Here is a 22,744-nt window from a genome sequence, read left to right on the forward strand (position 1 = left end):
AAAATAGCTCTTTTCGAGCTTGTCTCCCCACCTCCCTATTCCATAATTTCGCAAAATAAAGTAAACCCATCACCAATATATCTTACACTTTTCGAAAATGTCAATATGTATTTGCGTGTACATAATCCCTTGATATATGCTATTTTTTAAGAAAAATTTGTGGTTCCTTCTTCTTTAATTCGAATATATCCCTTTTATTTTTAGTTCAAAATTTATTTAAAAATTTTGTTTTTTTAATTGACATTGCCCAGTGATATTCATTATCATTCTCTTATATATAATTGAAAATGATTATCATTATTGTTTAACTCGAAAATTGCAGGAGGAATAACATGAAATCTTATATGTTGTGGTCGTCCGCAGTGCTTTTATTGGCAGTTACCGGATGTAGTAATGGTGCCCCGACCACAGATCATAAACCAACCAGTGCCTCCGTATCTGCCACTTCTGGCACGACAAGCAGTGCAGCCATCCAAGTTACTGATTTTTCAAAACGGACGTTGGCGTTTCAAAAGGTTCCTCAACATATCGTTGCGCTCAGCAATGGCGATCTGGATATTATATACGCATTGGGCGGGACAGCCGTAGGAAGACCCAACTCCAATGGACCTGTCGTCGTACCTGCTGCTGAGAACGTTCAGCAAATAGGCTCCACTCATGAAGTAGATTTGGAGAAAATTACGATGCTCAAACCGGATGTCGTGCTAGGCAATTATCCTATGAATGAAAAAGACATTCCAGCCATTGAAGGAGTAGGTTCACAGCTGCTGCTGACTAGTGCCAATTCAGTTCAGGATATCCAGACACAAATTACACTGTTCGGACAATTACTACAAAAGCAAGCCGGGGCCGTAAAGCTGAACCAGCAAATTGACCAACAAGTAACCAAGCTACAAAAGGAAACCGCTTCTGCCTCCAAACCGAAGGTGTTGCTCGTCTACGGAGCCCCGGCTACGTACATGGCGGCACTGCCGAATTCACTGAGTGGAAACATTCTGGAAGCTGCGGGTGGCTCTAACATCGCCGCTGATTTTCCGGGCCTGCAAAATTTCCCGCAATATGCGCAGCTGAACACAGAACGCATCATACAGGCTGACCCTGACTACATCTTCATCATGACTCATGGCAATACAGAAGATGTTAAAGCTGCATTTATAAAGGAAATGCAGGAAAATGCAGCTTGGAACGGAATCCGAGCAGTTAAAAACAATCAGGTCGAGGTTTTACCTTCAGATCTGTTCGGTACGAATCCGGGCACACGGGTCACTAAAGCGCTGGATTTGATGCATCAAAAGCTGTATCCGGCGAAATAGGCGATGGCGATGAACAAACTACAGCGCGCCAGAAGACGCACCATCGCCTGGATTACCCTTCCGATTCTACTGCTGGCCGTCTCTGTGTACGGTCTAGCCTACGGTTCGGTGTCGATTCCACTTCAAGAAATCAATCATGTTTTGCTACATAATGATGAATCTACATATCGCACGATCCTGATGGATCTCCGGCTACCCAGAGTATTAGTAGGTTTACTGGTAGGAGCTTGTCTTGCAGCTTCCGGAGCCCTTCTTCAAGGTGTCATGAAAAATCCATTGGCTGACCCTGGCATTATTGGTGTATCGGCTGGAGGTGGACTTGCCGCCGTCATTACGATGGTGATGCTTCCCCAGCTTAGCTACCTTCTTCCGATAACCGCCTTTTTGGGAGCCTTTCTGAGCGCAATCGTCATTTATCTGCTGGCTTGGGACCGAGGGGCGTCGCCTGTCAAAATTGTGCTGGCTGGCGTTGCGATCAATGCGCTGCTGGGCGCACTCACCAACGGCGTAATGGTCATGTTCAGCGACCGCGTACAGGCCGTTCTTCCTTGGCTATCCGGCGGATTAAACGGAAGAAGCTGGCATCATCTGGAGTTCATGGCGCCTTACGCCATCATTGGATTAATCGCCTCTTTCTTTGCGATTAAACCTGCTAATTTACTGCTACTGGGCGACGATTCAGCACAGCTGCTGGGCCAGCGAGTAGAGCTTCAACGTATGCTCATTATCCTGCTTTCTGCCCTGCTGGCCGGTACAGCAGTCAGTGTAGCCGGGTTGATCGGCTTTGTAGGACTGGTCGTTCCCCATGTCATACGGCTGCTAATCGGGGAAGATTATCGTTTCCTCCTTCCCCTTTCCATTGTGGGCGGCGGAACGCTGGTTGTTCTCGCAGATACGGTGGCGCGATCCTGGTTTGACCCGATTGAACTGCCTGTAGGTATTTTGCTGGCCGTCATTGGGGCACCGTTCTTCTTAATCTTACTCAAGAAACGGGGGAATTTCGGATGACAGCCATTCAGGGTGAGCATATCTCCTTACAACGTGGGTATTTCAAGCTGGTCGATGTGAATATCACCTTGCCTGCTGGTCAGCTCACCGCGATCGTCGGGCCGAACGGTTCAGGCAAATCCACGCTTTTGCGGATTATGACCCGGTTGCTCAAGCAGGATCAGGGTCAGGTTTCCGTATTGGGCAAGCCCGTGCAGGAATACAAGCGGCGTGATTTTGCCCAGACGATTACAATGCTACCGCAAATGAAGGATATGCTGCCGTTATTGACGGTCCGCGAGCTGGTCGCTTACGGAAGATCTCCTCATGCCAAGGGCTTGAAGGTACGCTATACCGGACAGGACCAGCAAATCGTGGACCATGTCATGAAGATCACGGGTATCCAGCCCTATGCGGATCGGATGTTCCATACTCTATCGGGAGGTGAACAACAAAAAGCGCGAATTGCAATGGCCTTGGCCCAACAAACGGGTATTCTTTTGCTCGATGAACCGACCACTTTTCTGGATATCGCCCACCAATTTGAAGTTATGGATATGCTGCGGCGTATCAATCACGAGTCCGGCTTGACGATTGTTATGGTACTACATGATTTGCAGCAAGCTGCGGCCTATTGTCATCATATGATTGCGCTTAAAAAGGGACGAATCGCCGTTGTCGGCGAACCCCATGAGATTTTGACGTCTGCTTTTCTTCGCGACATTTATGAAATGAACGCTACCATCAAATTTGAGGATGGCTATCCGGTTATTATACCGACCATACCACATCATTCAGGAGGAATTTAATATGGTTATCGTAACAAATACATCTAAAATCACACCGGGCAATGCACATCTACTCATCGAAAGATTTAACAAAGAAGGAAAAGTTGAAAAAATGGAAGGCTTTCTCGGTCTGGAAGTGCTGCTGACTGAAAACACGGAGGATTATGAGGAAGTAACGATCAGTACACGATGGAAAGAAAAAGAGAACTTCCAAGGCTGGACGAAAAGCGAAGCTTTCCGCGAATCCCATAGCCATCGTCAAATTCCGGACTATATTATTGAAAATAAAATCACGTTCTATGAAGTTAAAATCGTTCGTCATCCCATCGCCAACAGCGATTCCTCTTTGGCAAGTGATTCCGAAGCAGTTTAACCCTGCATTATAGCTAAAAACCAAAAAAGGCGGCTCGGCAGGCAAAGTTAATTGTCCGCCGAGCCGCTTTGTTTATCAGGATTTTGCAAAATCCTCTTATATAAGGATGATGTCGAATCTCTCAGATTGTAGTTGAACAGCGACGTCCAATTTTCAGCGTCTCTCCGTGCCCTAGAACATGAATGCGTTCCTTCGCAATACCCATACGCTCACGCTCCGCTTCGAGACGATCCAGCGCCTCTCTTGGCGTATCATCCGCTAGTTTGAAGGCTCCGTAGTGCATCGGAATCATCTGATCTGCGCCGCAATCTACAAACCCTTGCAATGCCTCCTCCGGTGTCACGTGCTGCGAGGTCATGAACCATTCCGGTTCATACGCGCCAATCGGCATAAAGGTCAGGTCAATGGCAAAGCGCTCGCCAATCTCCTTAAACCCACGAAAATATCCAGTGTCTCCCACAAAATACAACGTCGGTGTATGCTCTGAATCTGTATTCGAATGAGGATGAGATTCCGTGACGGACGTGGCAGAGCCAATCACCTGCTGTTCACTTTGCAGAACGTATCCACCCCAATGCGAAGTGTTCGTATCAAACGGCGTGCGTCGTGTCCAATGCTGGGCTGGAACAAATGTAAATCGTACCCCTCCTACCGTAAAATGCTCCCACCATTGCAGCTCATGACAGTTACGAAAACCTTTGCGGATCATTTTTGCCTTTAACCCTGTGGGTACAAGCATCAGCGTATTTGCACGATATAATTTCCGTAAGGATTCTAAATGTAAATGATCATAGTGTGAATGAGACAGCAGAATGATGTCTAGTGGTGGTACATCCTGGATGCGAATGCCGGGCGGGGCCAACCTTTTATCAAAAGCCATACGCTCTGCCCACACCGGATCGGTGATGATATTCAGCCCAAGATACTGGATGAAAAAGGTGGAATGTCCCACCCAGGTGGCTGTCGCCATCTCCCGATTGCTATGCAGAAACTCCAGCTCCGGGGGATGGTTTGGCACAACGAACGTATAATCCTTTATTTTGCTGCGTCGCTCCTGCCGCCATTGTCTGAATTGCTTGATGGTTTTATCGGTATTTACATGATCCATATTGTTAAAGCGAACTTTGGGCATGATGCAGCTCCCTCCCTGATGAACCCGTTCTCCAAAAAACGCAGCGGTTCAATTTAACTATATATTGTCATTCGAGTGTGAACATAAAATGATGCAACATCCTGATCTATGTAAAGTATAATTCAATCACGTCTGTAAAGGAAATTCTGCGATAATACAGCAAAAACAGACCTCCCGGATCAATCAGGAAGGCCTGTTCCACCTGTTGTTGTCAATCTTGTGGATTTTTAAAGCGTGCCGAATAAATAAACAAAAACACAATCGCCACGACGATAATGATAGGTGACTCATACATAATCGTAAAATGCTCGAAAGCAGCCACTCTAACTCACCCTTTCTTCCCTTCATGTCCGCGCACATATTTTGCATCGAACAGAAACAATCTTAATATCAGGATCAGCGAAGGGATCAGCACCAGCAGACCCGCAACAAACGCCGTAATCAACGCATACGCCATCGTAGAATTTGTAAAGCTGTCGTAGACATTAATGTAGGGATACAGAACATACGGGAGATGCGAGCGGCCGTAGCCATACCAGGCAAATGCAAATTGCAGCATCACCAATATGAACGAAACCCCTAGATGCCGCCGCTGCCATACCAGATAAACTGCTCCCGCAAAGCATATGAAGGATGCGACAAACATCCAGGCTATGTTCAGCATATTGGTAAAATGATCTGGATTTTGTTTGTTAATCTGAAAAAATGCGAGCAGACTCGCAACAATCGTTGGACCGCTCCAAAGCAGTGCATATCCTCGTACGATTTCAAAAGCGACCTTGTCTCCTGCCCTTTTGGCATAATAGGCCAAAAACATCGCCGAGATATACAGTACGCTTACCAACGCCAGAAAAATAACCGCCCACGTGTAGGGATTGCTTAATAGCTGCCCCCATTGCAGGTGCACACCTGTACTGTTCTCCACAATAATGCCGCCTTCCGATATAGCGAGGACCGTCGACAGTGCCGCCGGAATCAGTAACCCTGTCGCACCGTACAACGCCATGTAGACGATATTATTGGTGCCGGAATGCCCATACGTATTGTATGCATAATACACTCCCCGGATGGCGAGAAGTACAATCGCAATACTGCCGGGAACGAGTAACGCCGTACCATAGTAATATGCCGCATCCGGGAAGAACCCGTTTAATCCCACCACAAAAAAGATGAGAAATACGTTTGTTACCTCCCACACCGGGGATAGATACCGTTGAATAATATTGTGGATTTTGTTCTGGTGGCCTGTTAACACACTGTAAAAGCTGAAAAACCCTGCACCAAAATCAATAGATGCTATAAGCAAATATCCGAACAAGAACGTCCACAAAATGGCGATGCCTACAATTTCATAGCTCACTTACCATCAGCCCCTTCCAGGCCGAGCTGTCTTATCTCTTCCACCGCATCCTTATTGCGAAATAGCTTGCTGAGTACCTTAATGGCCGAGAAGCACAACACCAGATACAAAATAACAAACAACACCAGCATCCACCCAACACTCGTAGAAGTGGTTGCTGCTTCGGACACCTTCATATATCCGCGTAAAATCCACGGCTGTCTACCGACCTCCGCGAACATCCATCCGAGCTCAATAGCTACCATCGCCATCGGCCCCACCAGAATGAGCGCCAACAGCAGCCATCTGGGGTATGGTTTGCGACCTGGCAAACGCTTGCGGATCAGATACAACAGCGGAATGACGAGAATCAGCACCCCTGTGGTGATTTTGAGGTCAAACATATAATGGATAGACAGGGGCGGACGCTCATCTACGGGATAATCATTTAATCCCTTGACCTCCGTACTGGGCAGGTTCCCGGCCAACACACTAAGTGCATAAGGCACTTTCAGGGCATATTTGATTTCACCGTTCTTATCCATGTATCCGCCATATACGAAGGGCGCGTGCGTCATCGTATCAAAATGCCATTCGGCGGCGGCCAGCTTCTCCGGCTGATATTTGGCCAGAAATTTACCGGATGCATCTCCAATCATCACTGTACTGATGGCAAACACAATGGTACAGGTGGCAGTGAGCTTCAGCGCCTTTTTAAAATAAGCGTGATTACGTCCCCGCAGCATACTGTAAGCAGCCAGTCCCATCAGCACCCCAGCGCTCAATGTATACGAGGAAGCCAGTACATGAGAAACTTTGGTCGGCGTAGCCGGATTTAGCATGGCCTCGATGGGATGAATATTTGTCATGACTCCATTTTTGAGTGTAAAGCCTTGAGGTTGGTTCATGAACGAGTTCACAGTCGTAATAAAAACCGCTGATGCAGATGAGGCAATCGCTACCGGGATGAGCAGCATCAGGTGAAAATATTTGCTTTTAAACCGATCCCAAGTATACAAATAGATGCCCAGGAATATAGCTTCGATGAAAAAAGCAAACGTCTCCAAAAACAGAGGCAGTGCAATCGCTTGTCCAGCCACCCGCATAAAGGTGGGCCAAAGCAAGCTGAGCTGCAAACCAATGGCGGTACCTGTAACGACACCCACGGCAACGGTAATGACAAACCCTCGCGCCCACCGTCGGGCCAGCAGGGTATAATGCGGATCACCAGTTCGCAGCCCGCGCCATTCTGCTAGTGCAATCATTAAGGGTACGCCGACGCCGATAGATGCAAATACGATATGAACAAACAGGGTAATTCCGGTCAGCATCCGGCTTAGTAATACAGGGTCCAGTGAAGACAAATGGGTTTCACTCCTTCATTTCACATTTTAAACATCGCGGATCACTCTGGATTACCAACTAAGGAGTCAAGCGAGCTATGCTTTTAATTACGGCATATAGCATAATGGCCGCAATTACTATACATACAATAATGAGCGTTCTTTCCTGCTTGCGGAACATAGGAACGCCTCCTTCACTTATCTATTGGCGCATTTTGGTAACCTATTCACAGTTTGGTTCATTCTGTCGAGTTTTAACCCTGCTTCTGCATTGAATGTAGAAGTATTTCTTTTTAGATATTGTCTTATGCATTTCAATACGTTATATTGATGTATAGTTAGATAACCTAATTATATGAAAAGGGTGAACTTGTGCCACCAAAACAAAGTAAGCGGGACACCGTCCAGGAACCCCTTCCCCGTCTGGGTCCAGAACCTTATCTGGAGTTAATGGATCAAACTGCCCTTGCAGAAACGGACCGACAACTTGCCCGCATTGGTCTCTTCTTGCTGTGGACGGGTGATAACGTGTTGGACGCGATCGATTTAGATCTATCTACCTACGGCCTCACAGAGAGTAAGCTAGATCTGTTATTGCTGTTGACACTGCACCAATCTCAGGCTCAGATGAGCCCCTCTATGATTGCCGACCGTCTAGGAATCCGTCGTGCATCTGTTACATCCCTCCTGGACTGGACAGAGCAACGAGGATGGATTATCAGAGAACATAATTCTACAGATCGACGCAAAATTCATGTACGCATTACAGAAGCGGGTTCTCATCTTGTACAGCAGGTGCTCCCTGTTTTTTGGTCTTCCTGTGCTTCCCTAGCGAGTATTTTGGAGCCTGAGGAGCAGATCGTTTTTTCGCGGATTATAGAAAAAATCCATCATCATATGGAAAACAGATTGGGGGTGGGCAGATAAATTTTTTTAACCATATAATTAGGTTATCTAATATAATTAATTACGCGTATCAACAAGCTGCTTATTTTATGATCAAGGAGTGTTCAATTGATGAGTAAATTACGAACCAATCATACCGTTATACAGAAAGAAAATGTGGCACTCCCTTATGCATGGATGACTGTAATCCTATGCTGGTCAGCGGTTGCCGTTATGTCCAGCCTGTATGTGACGATCCCTTTGGTCCCTCTTTTTGCTAAAGTGTTTGGAAAAACGCTTGCTGAAGCAGCCCTACCGGGCAGTATCTTTTCCTTAGGCTTTGCGGCGGGATGTCTTGTTTATGGTGGATTGTCTGACCGCTTTGGACGAAAGCAGGTTATCGTCATCGGACTGCTCGCATTAACGATTATTTCGTTATCCATCAGCTTAACCAGTCAATATTCTGTATTAGTTGCACTGCGCTTGCTTCAGGGTTTAGCTGCGGCCACCTTTTCACCCGTTGCTCTTGCATACGCTGTCGATATGTTCCCGATCGAAAAACGGGTAACGGCTATCGGCTTTATCAGCACCGGTTTTCTAGTAGCAGGTATCGCTGGTCAGGTATTTAGTATTGTCATTAGCGAACAAATGGGGTGGAATACGGTATTTCGGATGCTAGGCATTTTGTATGCAATTACCTTCCTAATCGTCCTTTTTTTCCTACCTAAAACCCCCTCCCCTCAACGAGGTGTTCGCATTTGGGCAGCTTTCAGTCAGTTGGGGACCGTTCTGCGCTCGTATCCTTTATGGTTAAGCTACACGGTTGCTTTTGTTCTCCTGATGTCCTTTGTGAGCATGTATACGGTTTTGGGTAGCTATCTTGGCGGCCCTGAATTTGGCCTGAATAGCCGACAGATGCTTTATGTCAGATCCGCTGGTATCATCGGCATGCCCCTTTCACCGTTCGCCGGAAAGCTAGCCCAGAAATACGGTGTGCACCTTATATTACGTACAGCTCTTATTCTTTCCATTCTGAGTTTGGCGCTGATGGGAATGACACACTCTCTTATGACTATCGTGGTGTTGAGTGTATGCTTTGTCAGCGGCATTGCCCTGAGTGTTCCTTCACTCATAGCAATCGTCGGCCAGCTCGGCGGTGCAGCGAGGGCTATAGCTGTCTCACTATATACCTTCATCCTGTTTGCCGGTACAAGTCTAGCTCCTATGCTCTCCATTCGTTTGATGGGGAATGGCGGCAATCAGATGACTACATTTATGCTGCTGGCGGCAGTTCTGTCTGTGGGATTTATCGCCTCCCTGCTCATTCGCAGCCACCAGAACGATCCGCTGAAGCGGAATGCATAAACAGCATCAAACTATAAACCGAACTTAAAAGACACCTATAGTGCCACTGCGCATTCGGATGGTGCTTCCCATCGCCCCCAGATTTCTAGAATAAAGCCTATGATTAGGGTAGAAATCCGGTGACAAAAGCGACCGCTACGCTTGTACAGCACCATTCCGCCTACTTCGTTTCATGTTAATTTTTCGAGTTCGGCTTATATAGCATCCTGTTTTTATTAAAAAAACCTCCATATTCATCAGCCATGTTTATATGAATCATCGTGATATATATCATTGCATTTTCCTGCGAAACGCGAACTTCTCTTTGGAGACATTCGCAGAATGAGTTACAATACAGATAAGCTATATTATGGAGAACTTTTGAACAGGAGGCTGTACTGAGCTATGAAAATAACATCTATCGAGCCAACTCCCAGTCCGAACACCATGATGCTGCATCTGGATGAGCGACTGGAAGCGGGTATCCGCAGAACATATACAAGGGACAATGAGCGTTCCGCTCCCCCATTTATCCGGCGCATGCTGGGCATTGAAGGAGTCAAAAGCGTGTTTCACACGACAGATTTTGTAGCCCTTGACCGCAAAGGGAATGCAGATTGGTCCACCATTCTGGGTCAAGTCCGGGATCAGCTAGGCGAGGAAGGCGCTGACGCCAATTGGGATTTGCCTGAGGAAACCTCTGGGGAAGCATTTGGCGAAGCACAGGTTTTTGTGCAATTTTTTCGCGGCCTTCCTATGCAAATTCGAGTCAAGGCGGGGCAGCAGGAGGAACGAATTTCCTTGTCCGATCGCTTTGTGCAAGCCGTTACCCGTGTAGCCAGTGCAACACTGATTAAGGAACGCAAGCTGAGTGATTACGGCGTCCGCTATGGTGAACTGCCGGACATTGCACGCGAGGTCGAGCAGGAACTGGAGGCAGCCTTTCCGCAAGAGCGACTGGAGCAGATTATCCAACAAGCGATTGCCCACGGCGCAAACAACAGCGAATTCGTGGAGGAACGCCGCGAGTGGAGCGATGCCGAGCTGGAGCAGGCCCTGCAACACGAGGATTGGCGTACACGATACGCTGCGCTGGATCGGCTGGAACCGACGCCCGAGCATTTCCCGCTGATCCGGCAAGCGCTGCATGACGACAAAATGCAGCTGCGGCGGCTGGGCGTCGTCTATCTGGGCGATATTCGCTCACCGGAGGCGATGGATCTGCTTGCCGAGGCGCTGCGCGATCCTTCAGCGGCAGTACGCCGCACCGCAGGCGACACGTTGTCGGACATCGGCGACCCGGTCGCTACCAGTGCAATGATCGGAGCCCTGTCGGATAGCAGCAAGTTGGTGCGCTGGCGGGCGGCACGCTTTTTATACGAGGTGGGAACCGAGGATGCGCGTGATGCACTGGAGAAGGCGGTCGATGATCCCGAATTCGAGGTCAGTCTGCAAGCTAAAATGGCGCTGGAACGCATCGAATCAGGCGAACAAGCCGCAGGCACAGTTTGGCAGCAGATGGCCAAGCGGAACTCTTAATTTAAGATTCTACGAGTGATTTTCAAAAAATTGTCGATTGTCAGAAGATGTACAGGTACGATATACTGTAGTTCGCTATACAATAAAATATCATGTCATACACCTCATCAACCCTGTTTTATGATGAGGTAGAGGTCGCGGATGTAATCGGTACACCGGAGGAGACGATAAGAGCCGTCTGAGATTCCAGTGGAAAGGTACACCCGCCGAAGTATGCGGAGCTGACTCTTTGTAAATACTCCGAATGCTGGGGCTGCTAACCGAAAGGAGCAGAACTGTCACACGCTGTCCTAACACAGACACGTGTGTTGAGCTATCTTGTTATAGAAGAAGGTATGGTGCGGAATGCATAGACAAAACCGCAGGCGTATTCCCTGCGGTTTTTTGATTTATATACTCCCCCTCCTTCTGGCTCTTGCCCTGACATGAAATACAATTTCATGAAGGAGTGTTTGAACGTGCAACACAAAGCAACATCTGACGGAACCTTGCGTAAAAGTCTCAAAGCCCGCCATATGACGATGATCGCCCTCGGCGGCTCTATCGGAACAGGCCTGTTCCTCGCCAGCGGAGGCGCAGTTGCCGAAGCTGGACCCGGTGGTGCCCTGCTGGCTTATGCAGCAGTTGGCCTCATGGTCTACTTCCTTATGACCAGCCTCGGTGAGTTGGCTACATTTATGCCTGAATCCGGCTCTTTTAACACCTATGCAGGTCGCTTCGTCGATCCGGCTTTTGGTTTTGCCATGGGCTGGAACTTCTGGTACAACTGGGCGGTGACGATTGCTGCCGAATTAGCAGCAGCGACCGTGCTGATCAAATACTGGTTCCCGGAAAGCCACTCTGCCTGGTGGAGTCTGTTATTCCTGGCCATAATCTTCGCACTGAACGCGTTGACCGTCAAAGGCTACGGTGAGTCTGAATACTGGTTCGCCATGATTAAAATTGTGACCGTGGTCATCTTTTTGACTGTAGGTGTGCTGATGATCTTCGGCATTATGGGTGGTCCTGCGGTCGGCTTTGCCAACTTCACGGTAGGAGACGCCCCGTTCCATGGTGGATTCTTTGCTGTACTGGGCGTATTCATGGCAGCGGGCTTTTCCTTTCAGGGAACGGAGCTGATTGGAGTAGCCGCTGGAGAGAGCGAAAATCCGCGTGAAAATGTGCCGCGCGCCATCCGTCAAATCTTTTGGCGCATCCTGTTCTTTTATATTCTCGCAATTCTCGTGATTGGATTGATCATTCCGTACACCAATCCGAATCTGCTGCGGGGAGATATCAGTGATATCGGGGTCAGCCCGTTCACGCTCGTATTTGAAAAAGCAGGGCTTGCGATTGCTGCCTCTGTTATGAACGCCGTTATTTTGACTTCCGTATTGTCGGCAGGCAACTCGGGTATGTACGCGGCCACTCGGGTACTGTACGCTTTGGCACGAGAAGGTAAAGCCCCACGTTTCCTCGGACGTATCAATAGACGCGGCATTCCTATGAACGCGCTGCTGATCACGACCGCTGTCGGTATGCTAGCCTTTCTCGCCTCCCTGTATGGAGACGGTGTAGTCTATAACTGGCTGCTGAATGCTTCTGGAATGTGCGGATTTATTACGTGGGTCGGGATTGCAGTCAGCCATTATCGTTTCCGCCGTGCCTTTAATGCACAGGGTCACAGTCTGAGTGAGCTTCCATACAAAGCCCGTTGGTTCCCATTTGGCCCGTTGTTCGCCTTCGCTCTGTGTATCATTGTCATTATCGGGCAAGGGGCGGATGCCTTCACCGGACAGGAGATTGACTGGAAAACGATGATCGCTACGTACATGAGTGTGCCGCTGTTCCTTCTGCTGTGGCTCGGCTACAAATGGACCAAACGTACTAAAATTGTTCCATTAAAAGAATGTGATTTGAGCCCGGATGCTTCTTCGGATAAATAATAGAAAACAGTAAAAAAGCCCGTCTCCACATATCAGGGAGATCACGCTGGTAAACCTGGTCCAAGACCGTTTATCCGCATGTTCCCCTGTATATGCCCAGAGACGGGCTTTTTCTTTTTCTGTTTATTTGGAAGAAGTAGCTACTTCAGCTGATAAAGACATAGATAAGGCACGACGACTAAAAATACCGTATATGACAGCAATCAGCGTCAACCCTGCTGAAAACAAGTACAAATTAACGATACCCAAATGATCTGCAATCCAGCCCATTAAAAGCAGCGAAATACAAAACGTTAGGCTTGTCAGCGTAGCCTGGGCGGACAGCACCTTAGGCAAATCATGTACAGACACACTCATTTGCATCATCGTACGGCGGGATACGACGGACATTTCCGCAGGTAGTCCCATCAACAGCACGATAAGCAGCGTTAGTGGCGGTAATGTGTTCAGTGCATACCAAGCTGTCAGCAGCCCATAACCTGCCATCCCCGCCAACATGGCGGGCAGCAGTCTGCGCTGCAAATACTTGACGCAGGCGAGGACCACGATACCGCCGCCAATCGCTCCTGCAAAATACGCTGCATTGATGTATCCCCACCATGCCTCACTTTTGTGCAAGACCTGCTGAGCGAAAGCAAGCGTGAACGCGCCTACCCAAACCGAACCCCCTAGAAGGTCAATCATATCCATAAAAATAAGAGCTTTCAGTCTGCGACTGGCTCCGATGAGGCTCCAGCCTTCACGAAGTATTTCCTTTTTACGCTTGGGAGGTAGTGTGGGGCTCTCAGATTCCGGGCCATATAGTGTATCTTCCAACTGTGCAGGAGGCAAGTCATGATGCCCTTGCCCGGGTTCAGTTAGAGCTTCGAAAACTGAGACATCTCCACCTCGCACCCTTGTTCCAGGTTGCAGCAAATAATGAGCTTTGCCCTCTAGTGGATCTCGAATCAGGCTGGTGAAGATCATGGCTATCATATATAATCCGCCAGCAACCAGTAGTGTTTTTTCCGAACCTAGCATGGCTACGAGCACACCACTAAGCCCCCACCCCGCTAATTGCACCGTCTGATCGCTGACCGATACCAGACTGTTTGCCCGCATAAGTCCTTCCCCGGACGCAAGGCGAGGAATCAGCGCATTACGCGCAGGCGTAGTCCATCCGTCCAGAAAGGACATGGCTGCCACCAACGTAAACACAATCACCCATATCGGCTCCGTGCCTGCTGACCACAAGTGGCCCAGCAGAACAGCAAAGAAAGCCAGTTGCCCGAACTGAGAAACGAATAAAATAAAAGGAAGCTGGAATCGGGCCAAAATGAGCGGTGCTAAAAAGCCGCTGATCATCTGTGCCCCCATTCGCAGCAACGGAACGAGCACCGAAGAGAAGATGGAGTCTGTTTCATGAAAAACCAAAGACACAAGTGCCATAATATAAAGAATGTCGGCCGCATTGGACATGGTCTGCGTGCCAAGCAAATAGGTAAAGGAACGCCTGTGCATATAAATAAAATACTCCTTTGTTAATGTAGCTTTTTACAGCAGATGATTAGGTCCATTTCAGGGTTACCCGAAGATTGCCGGTACTTCCAAGGTCCGTAATCTGATAAGAAATGGATTTTAAGCCGAGTTGATATAAGGACTGTAAATCCTCCTTGAGACTTCGCTCCGTTCCCTGATAGGCGAAGGTAAGTGTCGTCCCTCCCTTATTTGCAATCTTACGTACCTGTTCCTTAATGTCAGCAGATGATTTAACCAGACCCTTACCATCTTGCAGCGGATATTCGAGGGTATTGTACAGTTTTTGATACACAGCAGCCTTTGATCCTCCGGCAGCTACCAGTGCTGATAAGGTTTCCCGATACGATGTATTCGCCTGAGGATACGGTTTCACCCATGAGTGATCCCGCCGCATTTCGGTATCCGTCAGCAGATAATATGAAGTGCTTACTTCGTTCGCGCGATCTGGGGTTGGATCATCCCATGTCGTATCCATGTGATACCATCGACCATCTAATAAAACAAGATTCCATGCATGCAGCTGTCCCCCTGCTCTACCTTCCACAATCCGATTCGTAATGCCTGCACGTTCCAGCATTTTATAGGCCAGCAGTGAATAACCCTGACAGACCGTGCTTCCCGTTTTCAGGCCATCGTAGGCTGTGTACTTTTGCTGTGCTTCATCATACTTCAGGCGCACGACGATCCAATCATGGATGGCCTTCACCTTCTCATGATCCGTCATTCCCTTCATAATAATATCCCCCAGCACCGCTTTAACTGTGCTATCCACATAAGCTGTCTGTTCCTTCGTCTCCCGGTAGCTTAAACGAATCGTAACCTGAGCGGAGGTCGTTGTGCCTGTATAGCTGAATGCGTAGCTTTTGATCGTATAATTCACATACGGATCGCTCTCCATGGCCTGTTGGATGGCCGTCTGTAATTGCTGTTTGAGACCGTTCACTCGCCCTTGATATGTAAAGGTCAGCGTTTCACTCCGCGTAGCCATTGCCTGTAAAAGCTTGTTCTGAAGCTGCTGCGATGATACCGATGGAGCCGGCTTGATCGACGCCGCATACACATTGCTGCCCCACTCCACAGCCTGCGGCAGCAACACAGCCAGCGCTGCACCCGCAACCAGACATTTTACAAGCCTAACCCCGATTTTTCTGTTCATACAGAGCGTTCCTGCCCTTCTTAGCATAGTTATAAACAGCTCTATCTTACCATAAAAACAGTTGCCCCAAACGCTCTAGTTTTGTCGGTTGCAGACGAGTAATGGGACAGTTAAAAAGACAGGTTGCGACACACATACTCGGCGATATAACAGATGGGAGCAAGGGGCAAACATGTCGTTCGCAGCGAATTTTATCACAGCAATCTAAGTATCCTCATGATATGGTACTGGCATCGGAAGTAAATGATATTGATTCTCATTCTAGATCAGAAAGGCTGAACACCATGCCAGAATGTATTTCACTTCTTCGTACGCCACTAGGTCAGACTGTGCGTTTGCAATCCCTTGACCCTCTTCATCCCTCATTGCGCCGCCGCTTGACAGACATGGGCATCAACGAAGGTTCCATCATACGCTTAAAAAAAATCAGTTTATTGGGCGGCCCGATCGTCATTGAATGCAACGGCCAACTGGTCGGCCTCCGTCAAAATCAAGTGAAACAACTGGAGGTCGTTCCGACATGGACATGATCGCTCTATTTGGCAATCCCAATACAGGAAAAACCTCATTATTCAACAAGCTGACTCGTACGTATGCAGAAGTAGGGAACTGGTCCGGCGTCACCGTGGAAAAGAAAACAGGGCTCCTGCGTGACAAGTCTGCCGTATTGGTGGATTTGCCAGGTGCCTACTCTTTACTCCCTCTTTCGCTGGATGAAGGTGTTGCAACCCGATATTTGCTGGAAGAGCCGCCTGCGGCCCTGATCAATATCGTGGATGCCTCCCAGCTCCAGCGTAATCTGTATCTGACCGTACAACTACTGGAATATGGCCGTCCCCTTGTACTTGGCTTAAACATGACTGACGTAGCTGATGCCACGGGTCTTCGCGTAAACAAGGAATTGTTGGCTGAACAATTGAACGTTCCCATCATTCCTATGGTGGCACGCACAGGTAGTGGAAGTAAGCAAATGCTCGCATCTCTTCGAGAAGTAAGACATGCATCCAATACTTTTCAACTGGATTACGGCCCAGCCGTCGAAGCGGCTATTCATGATATTTGCAACTTACTGCCGAATGCATCTGTACCGCAACTCCGATGGGCCGCACTGCAATGTCTGGAAAACAATCCTGTCGTCATGGAATGGATGACAGATGAGGTGCAGCGTGAACAAGTAACTGCGCGTATTCGCCGTTGCGAAGAAGAGCTGCTCAGTGAAGGCTGTGCCATCACGCCTGCTCAGCATATTCGTTCTGTACGAACAGCATGGATTGCTGATCTGTGTACCAAGGCACTCGACACCTCCAAGCTCAAGCCGCACAGCCTAACGGATAGGCTAGATGCACTATTAACTCACCGGTATCTGGGGATTCCGATCTTTTTGCTGCTGATGTACGCTACCTTCAAGTTCACCTTCGATTGGGCGGGTACGATCCTTTCAGATATGCTGGATGGATTTTTTTCAGGTGCACTCAGCAGTTGGATTTCTGAATTACTCGTTCACTTGAACGCGTCTGCCTTTACGCAAAGTCTAGTCGTGGACGGCATCGTGGCTGGAGTCGGGGGGGTGCTTGTTTTTCTGCCTCAAATTGCTATTTTATTTCTGATTATCTCGGTGATCGAAGACTCCGGGTATATGGCACGGGTCACGATACTCATGGATCGTCTGATGCAAGCCGTGGGCTTGAACGGGAAAAGCTTCATTCCCTTCATCATCGGATTTGGCTGCAATGTCCCTGCGATTATGGCAGCACGCACCATTGAACAGCCCAGAGAGCGTCTCATTACCACGTTGCTGGTGCCCTTTATGTCGTGTTCGGCCCGCCTGCCGGTATATGCGTTGTTTGCGGGTGTGTTTTTCCCAACACATGCGGCAAGCATCATCATGCTGATGTATGTGTTAGGAATCGTCGTTTCACTTATACTTGCCAAAATTTTTTCCAAAGTATCCATTTTGTCGGGTGAACCCTCCCTCTTCATCGTGGAACTTCCTCCCTATCGAGTGCCGCAGGCTCTTACGCTATTCCGCAGCACATGGGAGAAGGTCAAAGGCTTTGTCCGTAAAGCTGGAACGATTATTCTTGCAGGTTCCGTTGGTATCTGGCTCTTGTCCAATTTCGGTCCGCAAGGTTTCGGGGTAGAAATGGATGACAGCCTGCTTGCCACCGTGGGAGGTTGGTTCGCTCCATTACTGGCCCCTCTCGGTTTTGGCACCTGGCAAGCAGGCGCTTCCCTGCTCACAGGCTTTATGGCCAAGGAAGTTGTCGTATCAACGATGAATATTATTTACCACGTTCCTGATATGCAGGGACTTGAACTACAAGTCAGACATGCCTTTACACCGCTTGCCTCTTTTAGCTTTATGGTGTTCATTCTGTTGTATGTTCCGTGTCTGGCTACGGTAGCGGTCATTCGTAAAGAAACCCTTTCGTGGCGTTGGACCGCATTTTCTGTGATCTATCCTTTGGCCGTTGCATATATCATTGCCGTCTTGATCTATCAGTGTGGCAGATTATTAGGTTGGGGCTAAGTCAGGCCCTATAGTAAATAAAAGGAAGTGAATTCCATGATCAATATCATCATTTTATTGGCGATTCTCGGTTATAGTGCGTGGGTGCTGGTACGATTTTTGCGAAAAAGCCGTCAAGGCGCCTGTGCGGGGTGTTCGTCGAGCAAGTCATGTCCGGGTTGTACAGCCAGCTCTATGCATGAAGATTATGCGAAAATCAAGAAAAGTATTTAATTCCAACTCATCATCACATGAAAAAGCGGCTTCGGGGGTTTCTTACACCCGAAGCCGCTTCTTATTTACGCTTAAAGCTCACCGTATTCAGCGATACACTGCCAAATGCCCATTTAGCTCTCGCGTGTGCAAGTAAACTTCACGATACAGCTCGTATAGACCTTCATACTGTGCCACACGGTCCGGGTTCGGCGAATATCTCGCTGCTTCACGCAGAAATGCTTCAGCACACGCTTGCAGAGATTCAAACCAGCCACTACCATAAGCAGCCAGCATGGCCGCCCCCAAGGCAGGTCCCTGCTCGCTTTCCAGCTTGATGATATCCGCGTTAAAAATATCTGCCTGCATTTGCAGCCATGCCTCATTACGCGCACCGCCGCCGATGGAAATCACTTCATTCACCGTTTTGCCCGTCCCTCTAAGAATATCTATAGATTCCTTGAGCGAAAACGTTATTCCTTCCAGTACCGCTCGTGTAAAATGCGCAAGCTTATGTCCCGCATCCATCCCGATAAAGCTGCCTCGAATGGTTGCATCTGGATGAGGTGTACGCTCGCCGACGATATAAGGCGTGAACAGCAGCCCTCGGCTGCCTGGCTCAATAGAGTTCACATCTGCCAATAGTGCATCAAAAGAATGCTGTGGTGCAAAGGTATCCTTAAACCAAGTCAAGCTGTATCCGGCCGCGAGCGTAACCCCCATAATATAATAAGCATCCTGCTCACTATGATTAAAAAAATGCGCCCGCCCCTGCACATCAATATCCTTGCGTTCCTCATAAGAAAGTACAACCCCTGAGGTGCCGATGCTGCATAGGGTGCGGCCTTCACTCAAAATGCCGGCACCAATCGCGCCACATGCGTTGTCCGCACCACCTGCAAAGACCTTCGTTTCAGGCGAAAGCCCGCTCTGCTCCGCAATCTCCGGCAATAGCGTACCCGTCTGATCAAAGGATTCCACCAGCGATGGGAACAGCGACAACGGAAGATCAAACGCGGCAGCGATCTCTTCGCTCCACTGCTTGTTCGCAATATCCAGCAGCAGCGTGCCCGCCGCATCCGAATACTCCGTCGCCAGCTCTCCTGTCAGACAGTAGCGCACATAATCCTTGGGTAGCATAAAATGTGCCGCACGGGCCAGCACGTCTGGCTCATGCTCCTGCACCCACAGCAGCTTGGGCAGCGTGAAGCCTTCCAGCGCGCGATTACGTGCGATATTCAGCAGGTCCGACCCGAGCTGTTCTTCAATACGACGGCATTGTGCTGTCGTACGCGTGTCATTCCACAGAATAGCCGGACGAAGCACTTGGCCTTCCTTGTCAGTCAGCACAAGCCCGTGCATCTGTCCCGAAAAGCTAATACCGTCTACGGCATCTGTGCCGCCGATTCCGGCCTTCTCCACAAGCTGTTTCAGTGATGCTAACGTGCCACTGACCCAGTCCTCAGGATGCTGTTCGCTATATCCTGCCTTCGGCTGATGGAGTGGATAAGACTGGGAGGTTTCATAAGCCACCTGACCCTTGAGGTTAACCAGCACCGTTTTGACCGCGCTGGTACCCAAATCTACGCCGATGACATAGCGTTCCTGCTCCTGATTTAGCTTCTCCTGCATCGGAGTTCCTCCTTCCCTGTTATCGTGTATTCCTTATTTTATATATGCTTAGTCAGCCAAAATGTATTGATTTAATGTTGCTTTCAGATATTCCTGGCGACCGGATACGTTTTTACGTGGTGTTTCGTTCGCCAGAGCATATTCAGCCAGAGAAGCAAGCGTTGCTTTTCCGGATACGATGTCTGCTCCAATACCTTCTTTAAAGCTGCTGTAGCGCTTCTCAATAAAGTCCTCAAACACACGATCCTCGATCAGTTTGGCAGCTACCTTCAGCCCCTTCGCATACGTATCCATACCTGCGATGTGCGCGAGGAACAAGTCTTCTGGCTCAAACGATGCTCTGCGTACCTTGGCATCAAAGTTGATACCACCACGGCCCAAGCCTTCATTTTGCAGCACTTCATACATCGTCAGGGTCGCATCATACAGATCAACCGGGAATTCGTCCGTATCCCAGCCCAGCAGCAAATCTCCCTGATTTGCATCCAGTGATCCCAGCATGCCGTTAATCCGTGCTACACGCACTTCATGATCAAAAGTATGACCCGCCAAGGTGGCATGATTAGCTTCCAGATTAAGCTTGAAATGTTGATCCAGATCATATTTTTGCAGGAAAGCAATCGTCGTCGCAGCATCAAAATCATACTGATGCTTCGTTGGCTCCTTCGGTTTTGGCTCAATCAGGAACTGAGCGTCAAAGCCAATTTCACGCGCATAGTCTACGGCCATATGGAACATACGTCCCAAATTGTCCTGCTCCAGCTTCAAATCCGTGTTCAGCAGTGTTTCGTAGCCTTCACGGCCTCCCCAGAAAACATAGTTATCTGCGCCCAGACGTTTGCCCACTTCCAGTCCTTTTTTAATCTGAGCAGCTGCGTGTGCGTATACATCTGCATTGCAAGTCGAGGCAGCACCATGCAAATAACGTGGATGGCTAAACATGTTCGCCGTGTTCCACAGCAGTTTTTTCCCCGTAGCTTTCATATGGTCCTCAATCAGATCCACGATGGTATCCAGATTGCTGTAAAATTCCTTCAATGACGCGCCTTCCGGTGCAATATCCACATCGTGGAAAGCGAAATAAGGTAAATTCAGCTTATCCAGCAGTTCAAAGGCAGCTTCCACACGTGCCTTCGCCAAATCCAGCCCGGTAAACTTGGACCATGGACGTTCCGCTGTTTCTACACCAAAAGGATCGGAGCCGCCTGCAACCAGTGTATGCCAGTAGGCCATGCTAAAACGTAAATGCTCCTCCATCGTTTTTCCCGCTACAATTTCCTGTGGATTATAAAATTTGAACGCAAAAGGATTGTCGGATTGCTTGCCCTCAAAGTTAATTTTAGATACCTGTTCGAAATAAGCCATTATAAGTTCCTCCTTTATAGTAAACGTTTACAAAAACGATTCTAGCACAGCCAAAAGACTTTGTCTATTGCTTAAACTAAGTTTGTTTTTATGATATAATATCAGGAATTACACCAACAGGAAGTGAATGAACCATGAATGTCACTGGCGATCAGGCGCTTGTCAAAAAGCTGAATAAATCCATTGTGCTGGAGCGTATTCGCCTTCATGCTCCGCTATCCCGGGCACAGTTATCCAGTCAAACTGGATTAAACAAGGCAACCGTTTCCAATCTGGTGGCAGAGCTCATTACCGATGGATTGGTGTATGAGACAGGATTAGGAGAATCCAGCGGTGGGCGTAAGCCTTTAATGCTGCTGTTCAATAGCCGTGCAGGCTTTGTACTCGGTATTGAGGTCAGCGTACAGTACATCAAGGGCGCTCTGACCGATCTGGCAGGTACCATTGAAACGGAGCTTACCTTTTCTCTAACCCAGCATGATCCCGCCTTTGTTATGGAACAGATTCGAAAGCTCGTTCAGGAGCTTATGCAGGTCACTCCTCCCTCCCCTCATGGTATTGTCGGCATTGGACTGGGGGTACCGGGTATGGTGGATGAGACCGGAACCGTGCTGTTCGCACCCAATCTGGGCTGGGAAGGGGTTCCACTGCGGCAGCAGCTTGAGGCTGAGCTAGGTCTGCCCGTCGTAGTAGATAACGAAGCCAACGTCGGCGCGCAGGGCGAGTTGTACTATGGTATGGACGGCGATCACCGACAGCTGGTGCGGGATCTGGTCTACATCAGTGCAGGGTCTGGAATCGGGGCCGGGATTATCATTGACGGCAAACCGTATCAAGGAGCTTGGGGGTACGCCGGAGAGACGGGTCATATGACCATTGATTGGAACGGACGGCTCTGCTCCTGTGGTAGTCGCGGCTGCTGGGAGCTGTATGCTTCAGAGAAGGCGTATGCATCATCCACATTGAAACTGCCTGCACATAATACAGCGGAATTACTGCCGTTTGCTCAGCAAGGTGAAGCGAGTACATTAAGCGTCCTTGAAGATATTGGACGATATTTGGGTGTGGGTATTACCAACATTGTGAACAGCCTTAACCCCGGGATGCTTATCATTGGCGGTCCACTGGCGGAAGCCAGACCTTGGTTGGAGCAAAGTATGCGTGTAGTGATTGACGAACGTGCCCTGCCCTATCACCGTCGGCAACTACAGATTCGTTTCTCCACGCTTGGTAGTCGTTCGACGATGCTAGGCGCCGCCTATGCAGCAACCGCTCCTTTTCTCGGGCGAGTACGTGTGTCCTTATAAGTAAAAAGGCACCCATTGCAGTATTAGCTGCGATGGGTGCCTTTTCTTAACCATATAACGATCATAGGACCGTCGT

19 protein-coding genes and 1 riboswitch are annotated in these 22,744 nt (G+C 48.7%); of the genes, 12 read left to right on the plus strand and 7 right to left on the minus strand.

Annotated elements, in window-relative coordinates:
- Positions 1-332 precede the first annotated feature (332 nt).
- From MHH57_RS21070 to isdG, 4 genes are read left to right on the plus strand one after another with little or no spacing between them, the layout of a single operon-like run.
- Positions 333-1,313, plus strand: coding sequence for an ABC transporter substrate-binding protein (locus MHH57_RS21070; protein ID WP_069012155.1), 981 nt, complete (start codon positions 333-335; stop codon positions 1,311-1,313).
- A 9-nt stretch (positions 1,314-1,322) separates the two neighbouring features.
- Entirely contained in the window at positions 1,323-2,321 is a 999-nt protein-coding gene (locus tag MHH57_RS21075; RefSeq protein ID WP_176715747.1) for an iron ABC transporter permease, read from the plus strand.
- Entirely contained in the window at positions 2,318-3,109 is a 792-nt protein-coding gene (locus tag MHH57_RS21080) for an ABC transporter ATP-binding protein (RefSeq protein WP_069012157.1), read from the plus strand. The genes MHH57_RS21075 and MHH57_RS21080 overlap by 4 nt, the downstream gene beginning before the upstream one ends.
- 1 nt (position 3,110) lies before the next feature.
- Positions 3,111-3,461, plus strand: a complete 351-nt coding sequence (gene isdG / locus MHH57_RS21085) for a heme oxygenase (RefSeq protein ID WP_029519194.1) — start codon at positions 3,111-3,113, stop codon at positions 3,459-3,461.
- 121 nt (positions 3,462-3,582) lie between these two features.
- On the opposite strand, the gene MHH57_RS21090 is transcribed toward isdG, so the two are convergent.
- From MHH57_RS21090 to MHH57_RS21100, 3 genes are all read right to left on the minus strand, one after another.
- On the minus strand, positions 3,583-4,593 hold the full coding sequence (locus MHH57_RS21090) for an MBL fold metallo-hydrolase (RefSeq protein ID WP_029519196.1): 1,011 nt from the start codon (positions 4,591-4,593) through the stop codon (positions 3,583-3,585).
- A gap of 328 nt (positions 4,594-4,921) precedes the next feature.
- Positions 4,922-5,953 carry a cytochrome d ubiquinol oxidase subunit II gene (locus MHH57_RS21095; protein WP_029519198.1) on the minus strand — a complete coding sequence of 344 codons (1,032 nt, stop codon included), beginning with the start codon at positions 5,951-5,953 and terminating at the stop codon, positions 4,922-4,924.
- Positions 5,950-7,296, minus strand: a complete 1,347-nt coding sequence (locus MHH57_RS21100) for a cytochrome ubiquinol oxidase subunit I (RefSeq protein WP_069012158.1) — start codon at positions 7,294-7,296, stop codon at positions 5,950-5,952. The genes MHH57_RS21095 and MHH57_RS21100 overlap by 4 nt, the downstream gene beginning before the upstream one ends.
- 351 nt (positions 7,297-7,647) lie before the next feature.
- On the opposite strand from MHH57_RS21100, the gene MHH57_RS21105 reads away from it, so the two are divergent.
- The 4 genes from MHH57_RS21105 to MHH57_RS21120 all read left to right on the plus strand — a co-directional run bounded on the left by MHH57_RS21105 (position 7,648) and on the right by MHH57_RS21120 (position 12,968).
- Positions 7,648-8,202: a MarR family transcriptional regulator gene (locus tag MHH57_RS21105; RefSeq protein WP_342434470.1), complete on the plus strand. Its 555-nt coding sequence runs from the start codon at positions 7,648-7,650 to the stop codon at positions 8,200-8,202.
- A 90-nt stretch (positions 8,203-8,292) separates the two neighbouring features.
- The gene (locus MHH57_RS21110) at positions 8,293-9,525 is read left to right on the plus strand and encodes an MFS transporter (RefSeq protein WP_342434471.1); all 1,233 of its coding nucleotides are present in this window, start codon (positions 8,293-8,295) and stop codon (positions 9,523-9,525) included.
- Between the two features lie 384 nt (positions 9,526-9,909).
- Positions 9,910-11,043 (plus strand): virulence factor, encoded by a 1,134-nt coding sequence (locus tag MHH57_RS21115; protein ID WP_342434472.1) that lies wholly within the window; start codon positions 9,910-9,912, stop codon positions 11,041-11,043.
- Between the two features lie 121 nt (positions 11,044-11,164).
- Positions 11,165-11,367: riboswitch (Lysine riboswitch) on the plus strand.
- Positions 11,368-11,501: 134 nt separating this feature from the next.
- Positions 11,502-12,968 carry an amino acid permease gene (locus tag MHH57_RS21120; protein ID WP_342434473.1) on the plus strand — a complete coding sequence of 489 codons (1,467 nt, stop codon included), beginning with the start codon at positions 11,502-11,504 and terminating at the stop codon, positions 12,966-12,968.
- 123 nt (positions 12,969-13,091) lie between these two features.
- On the opposite strand, the gene MHH57_RS21125 is transcribed toward MHH57_RS21120, so the two are convergent.
- Both MHH57_RS21125 and MHH57_RS21130 read right to left on the minus strand, forming a co-directional pair.
- Positions 13,092-14,468: an MFS transporter gene (locus tag MHH57_RS21125; RefSeq protein ID WP_342434474.1), complete on the minus strand. Its 1,377-nt coding sequence runs from the start codon at positions 14,466-14,468 to the stop codon at positions 13,092-13,094.
- A 46-nt stretch (positions 14,469-14,514) separates the two neighbouring features.
- The gene (locus tag MHH57_RS21130; RefSeq protein ID WP_340956849.1) at positions 14,515-15,642 is read right to left on the minus strand and encodes a transglutaminase domain-containing protein; all 1,128 of its coding nucleotides are present in this window, start codon (positions 15,640-15,642) and stop codon (positions 14,515-14,517) included.
- 284 nt (positions 15,643-15,926) lie between these two features.
- Between MHH57_RS21130 and MHH57_RS21135 the strand changes: the two genes are divergently transcribed.
- From MHH57_RS21135 to MHH57_RS21145, 3 genes are read left to right on the plus strand one after another with little or no spacing between them, the layout of a single operon-like run.
- Positions 15,927-16,172 carry a FeoA family protein gene (locus MHH57_RS21135; protein WP_029519210.1) on the plus strand — a complete coding sequence of 82 codons (246 nt, stop codon included), beginning with the start codon at positions 15,927-15,929 and terminating at the stop codon, positions 16,170-16,172.
- Positions 16,163-18,172, plus strand: coding sequence for a ferrous iron transport protein B (feoB, locus tag MHH57_RS21140; RefSeq protein ID WP_318628078.1), 2,010 nt, complete (start codon positions 16,163-16,165; stop codon positions 18,170-18,172). Before MHH57_RS21135 ends, feoB begins: the two co-directional genes overlap by 10 nt.
- Before the next feature lie 36 nt (positions 18,173-18,208).
- Positions 18,209-18,385 carry a FeoB-associated Cys-rich membrane protein gene (locus tag MHH57_RS21145; protein ID WP_318628079.1) on the plus strand — a complete coding sequence of 59 codons (177 nt, stop codon included), beginning with the start codon at positions 18,209-18,211 and terminating at the stop codon, positions 18,383-18,385.
- 87 nt (positions 18,386-18,472) lie between these two features.
- Here MHH57_RS21145 and xylB read toward each other — a convergent pair whose 3' ends face one another.
- Both xylB and xylA read right to left on the minus strand, forming a co-directional pair.
- Positions 18,473-19,996, minus strand: a complete 1,524-nt coding sequence (xylB, locus tag MHH57_RS21150) for a xylulokinase (RefSeq protein WP_342434475.1) — start codon at positions 19,994-19,996, stop codon at positions 18,473-18,475.
- Positions 19,997-20,044: 48 nt separating this feature from the next.
- Complete coding sequence (gene xylA, locus MHH57_RS21155) at positions 20,045-21,361, minus strand: xylose isomerase (RefSeq protein WP_039273722.1); 1,317 nt, start codon at positions 21,359-21,361, stop codon at positions 20,045-20,047.
- 134 nt (positions 21,362-21,495) lie between these two features.
- Between xylA and MHH57_RS21160 the strand changes: the two genes are divergently transcribed.
- Positions 21,496-22,668, plus strand: a complete 1,173-nt coding sequence (locus MHH57_RS21160) for an ROK family transcriptional regulator (RefSeq protein ID WP_342434476.1) — start codon at positions 21,496-21,498, stop codon at positions 22,666-22,668.
- Positions 22,669-22,744 lie beyond the last annotated feature (76 nt).

This window comes from Paenibacillus sp. FSL H7-0442, assembly GCF_038593105.1.
In the GTDB taxonomy this organism is placed as follows: domain Bacteria; phylum Bacillota; class Bacilli; order Paenibacillales; family Paenibacillaceae; genus Paenibacillus; species Paenibacillus polymyxa_D.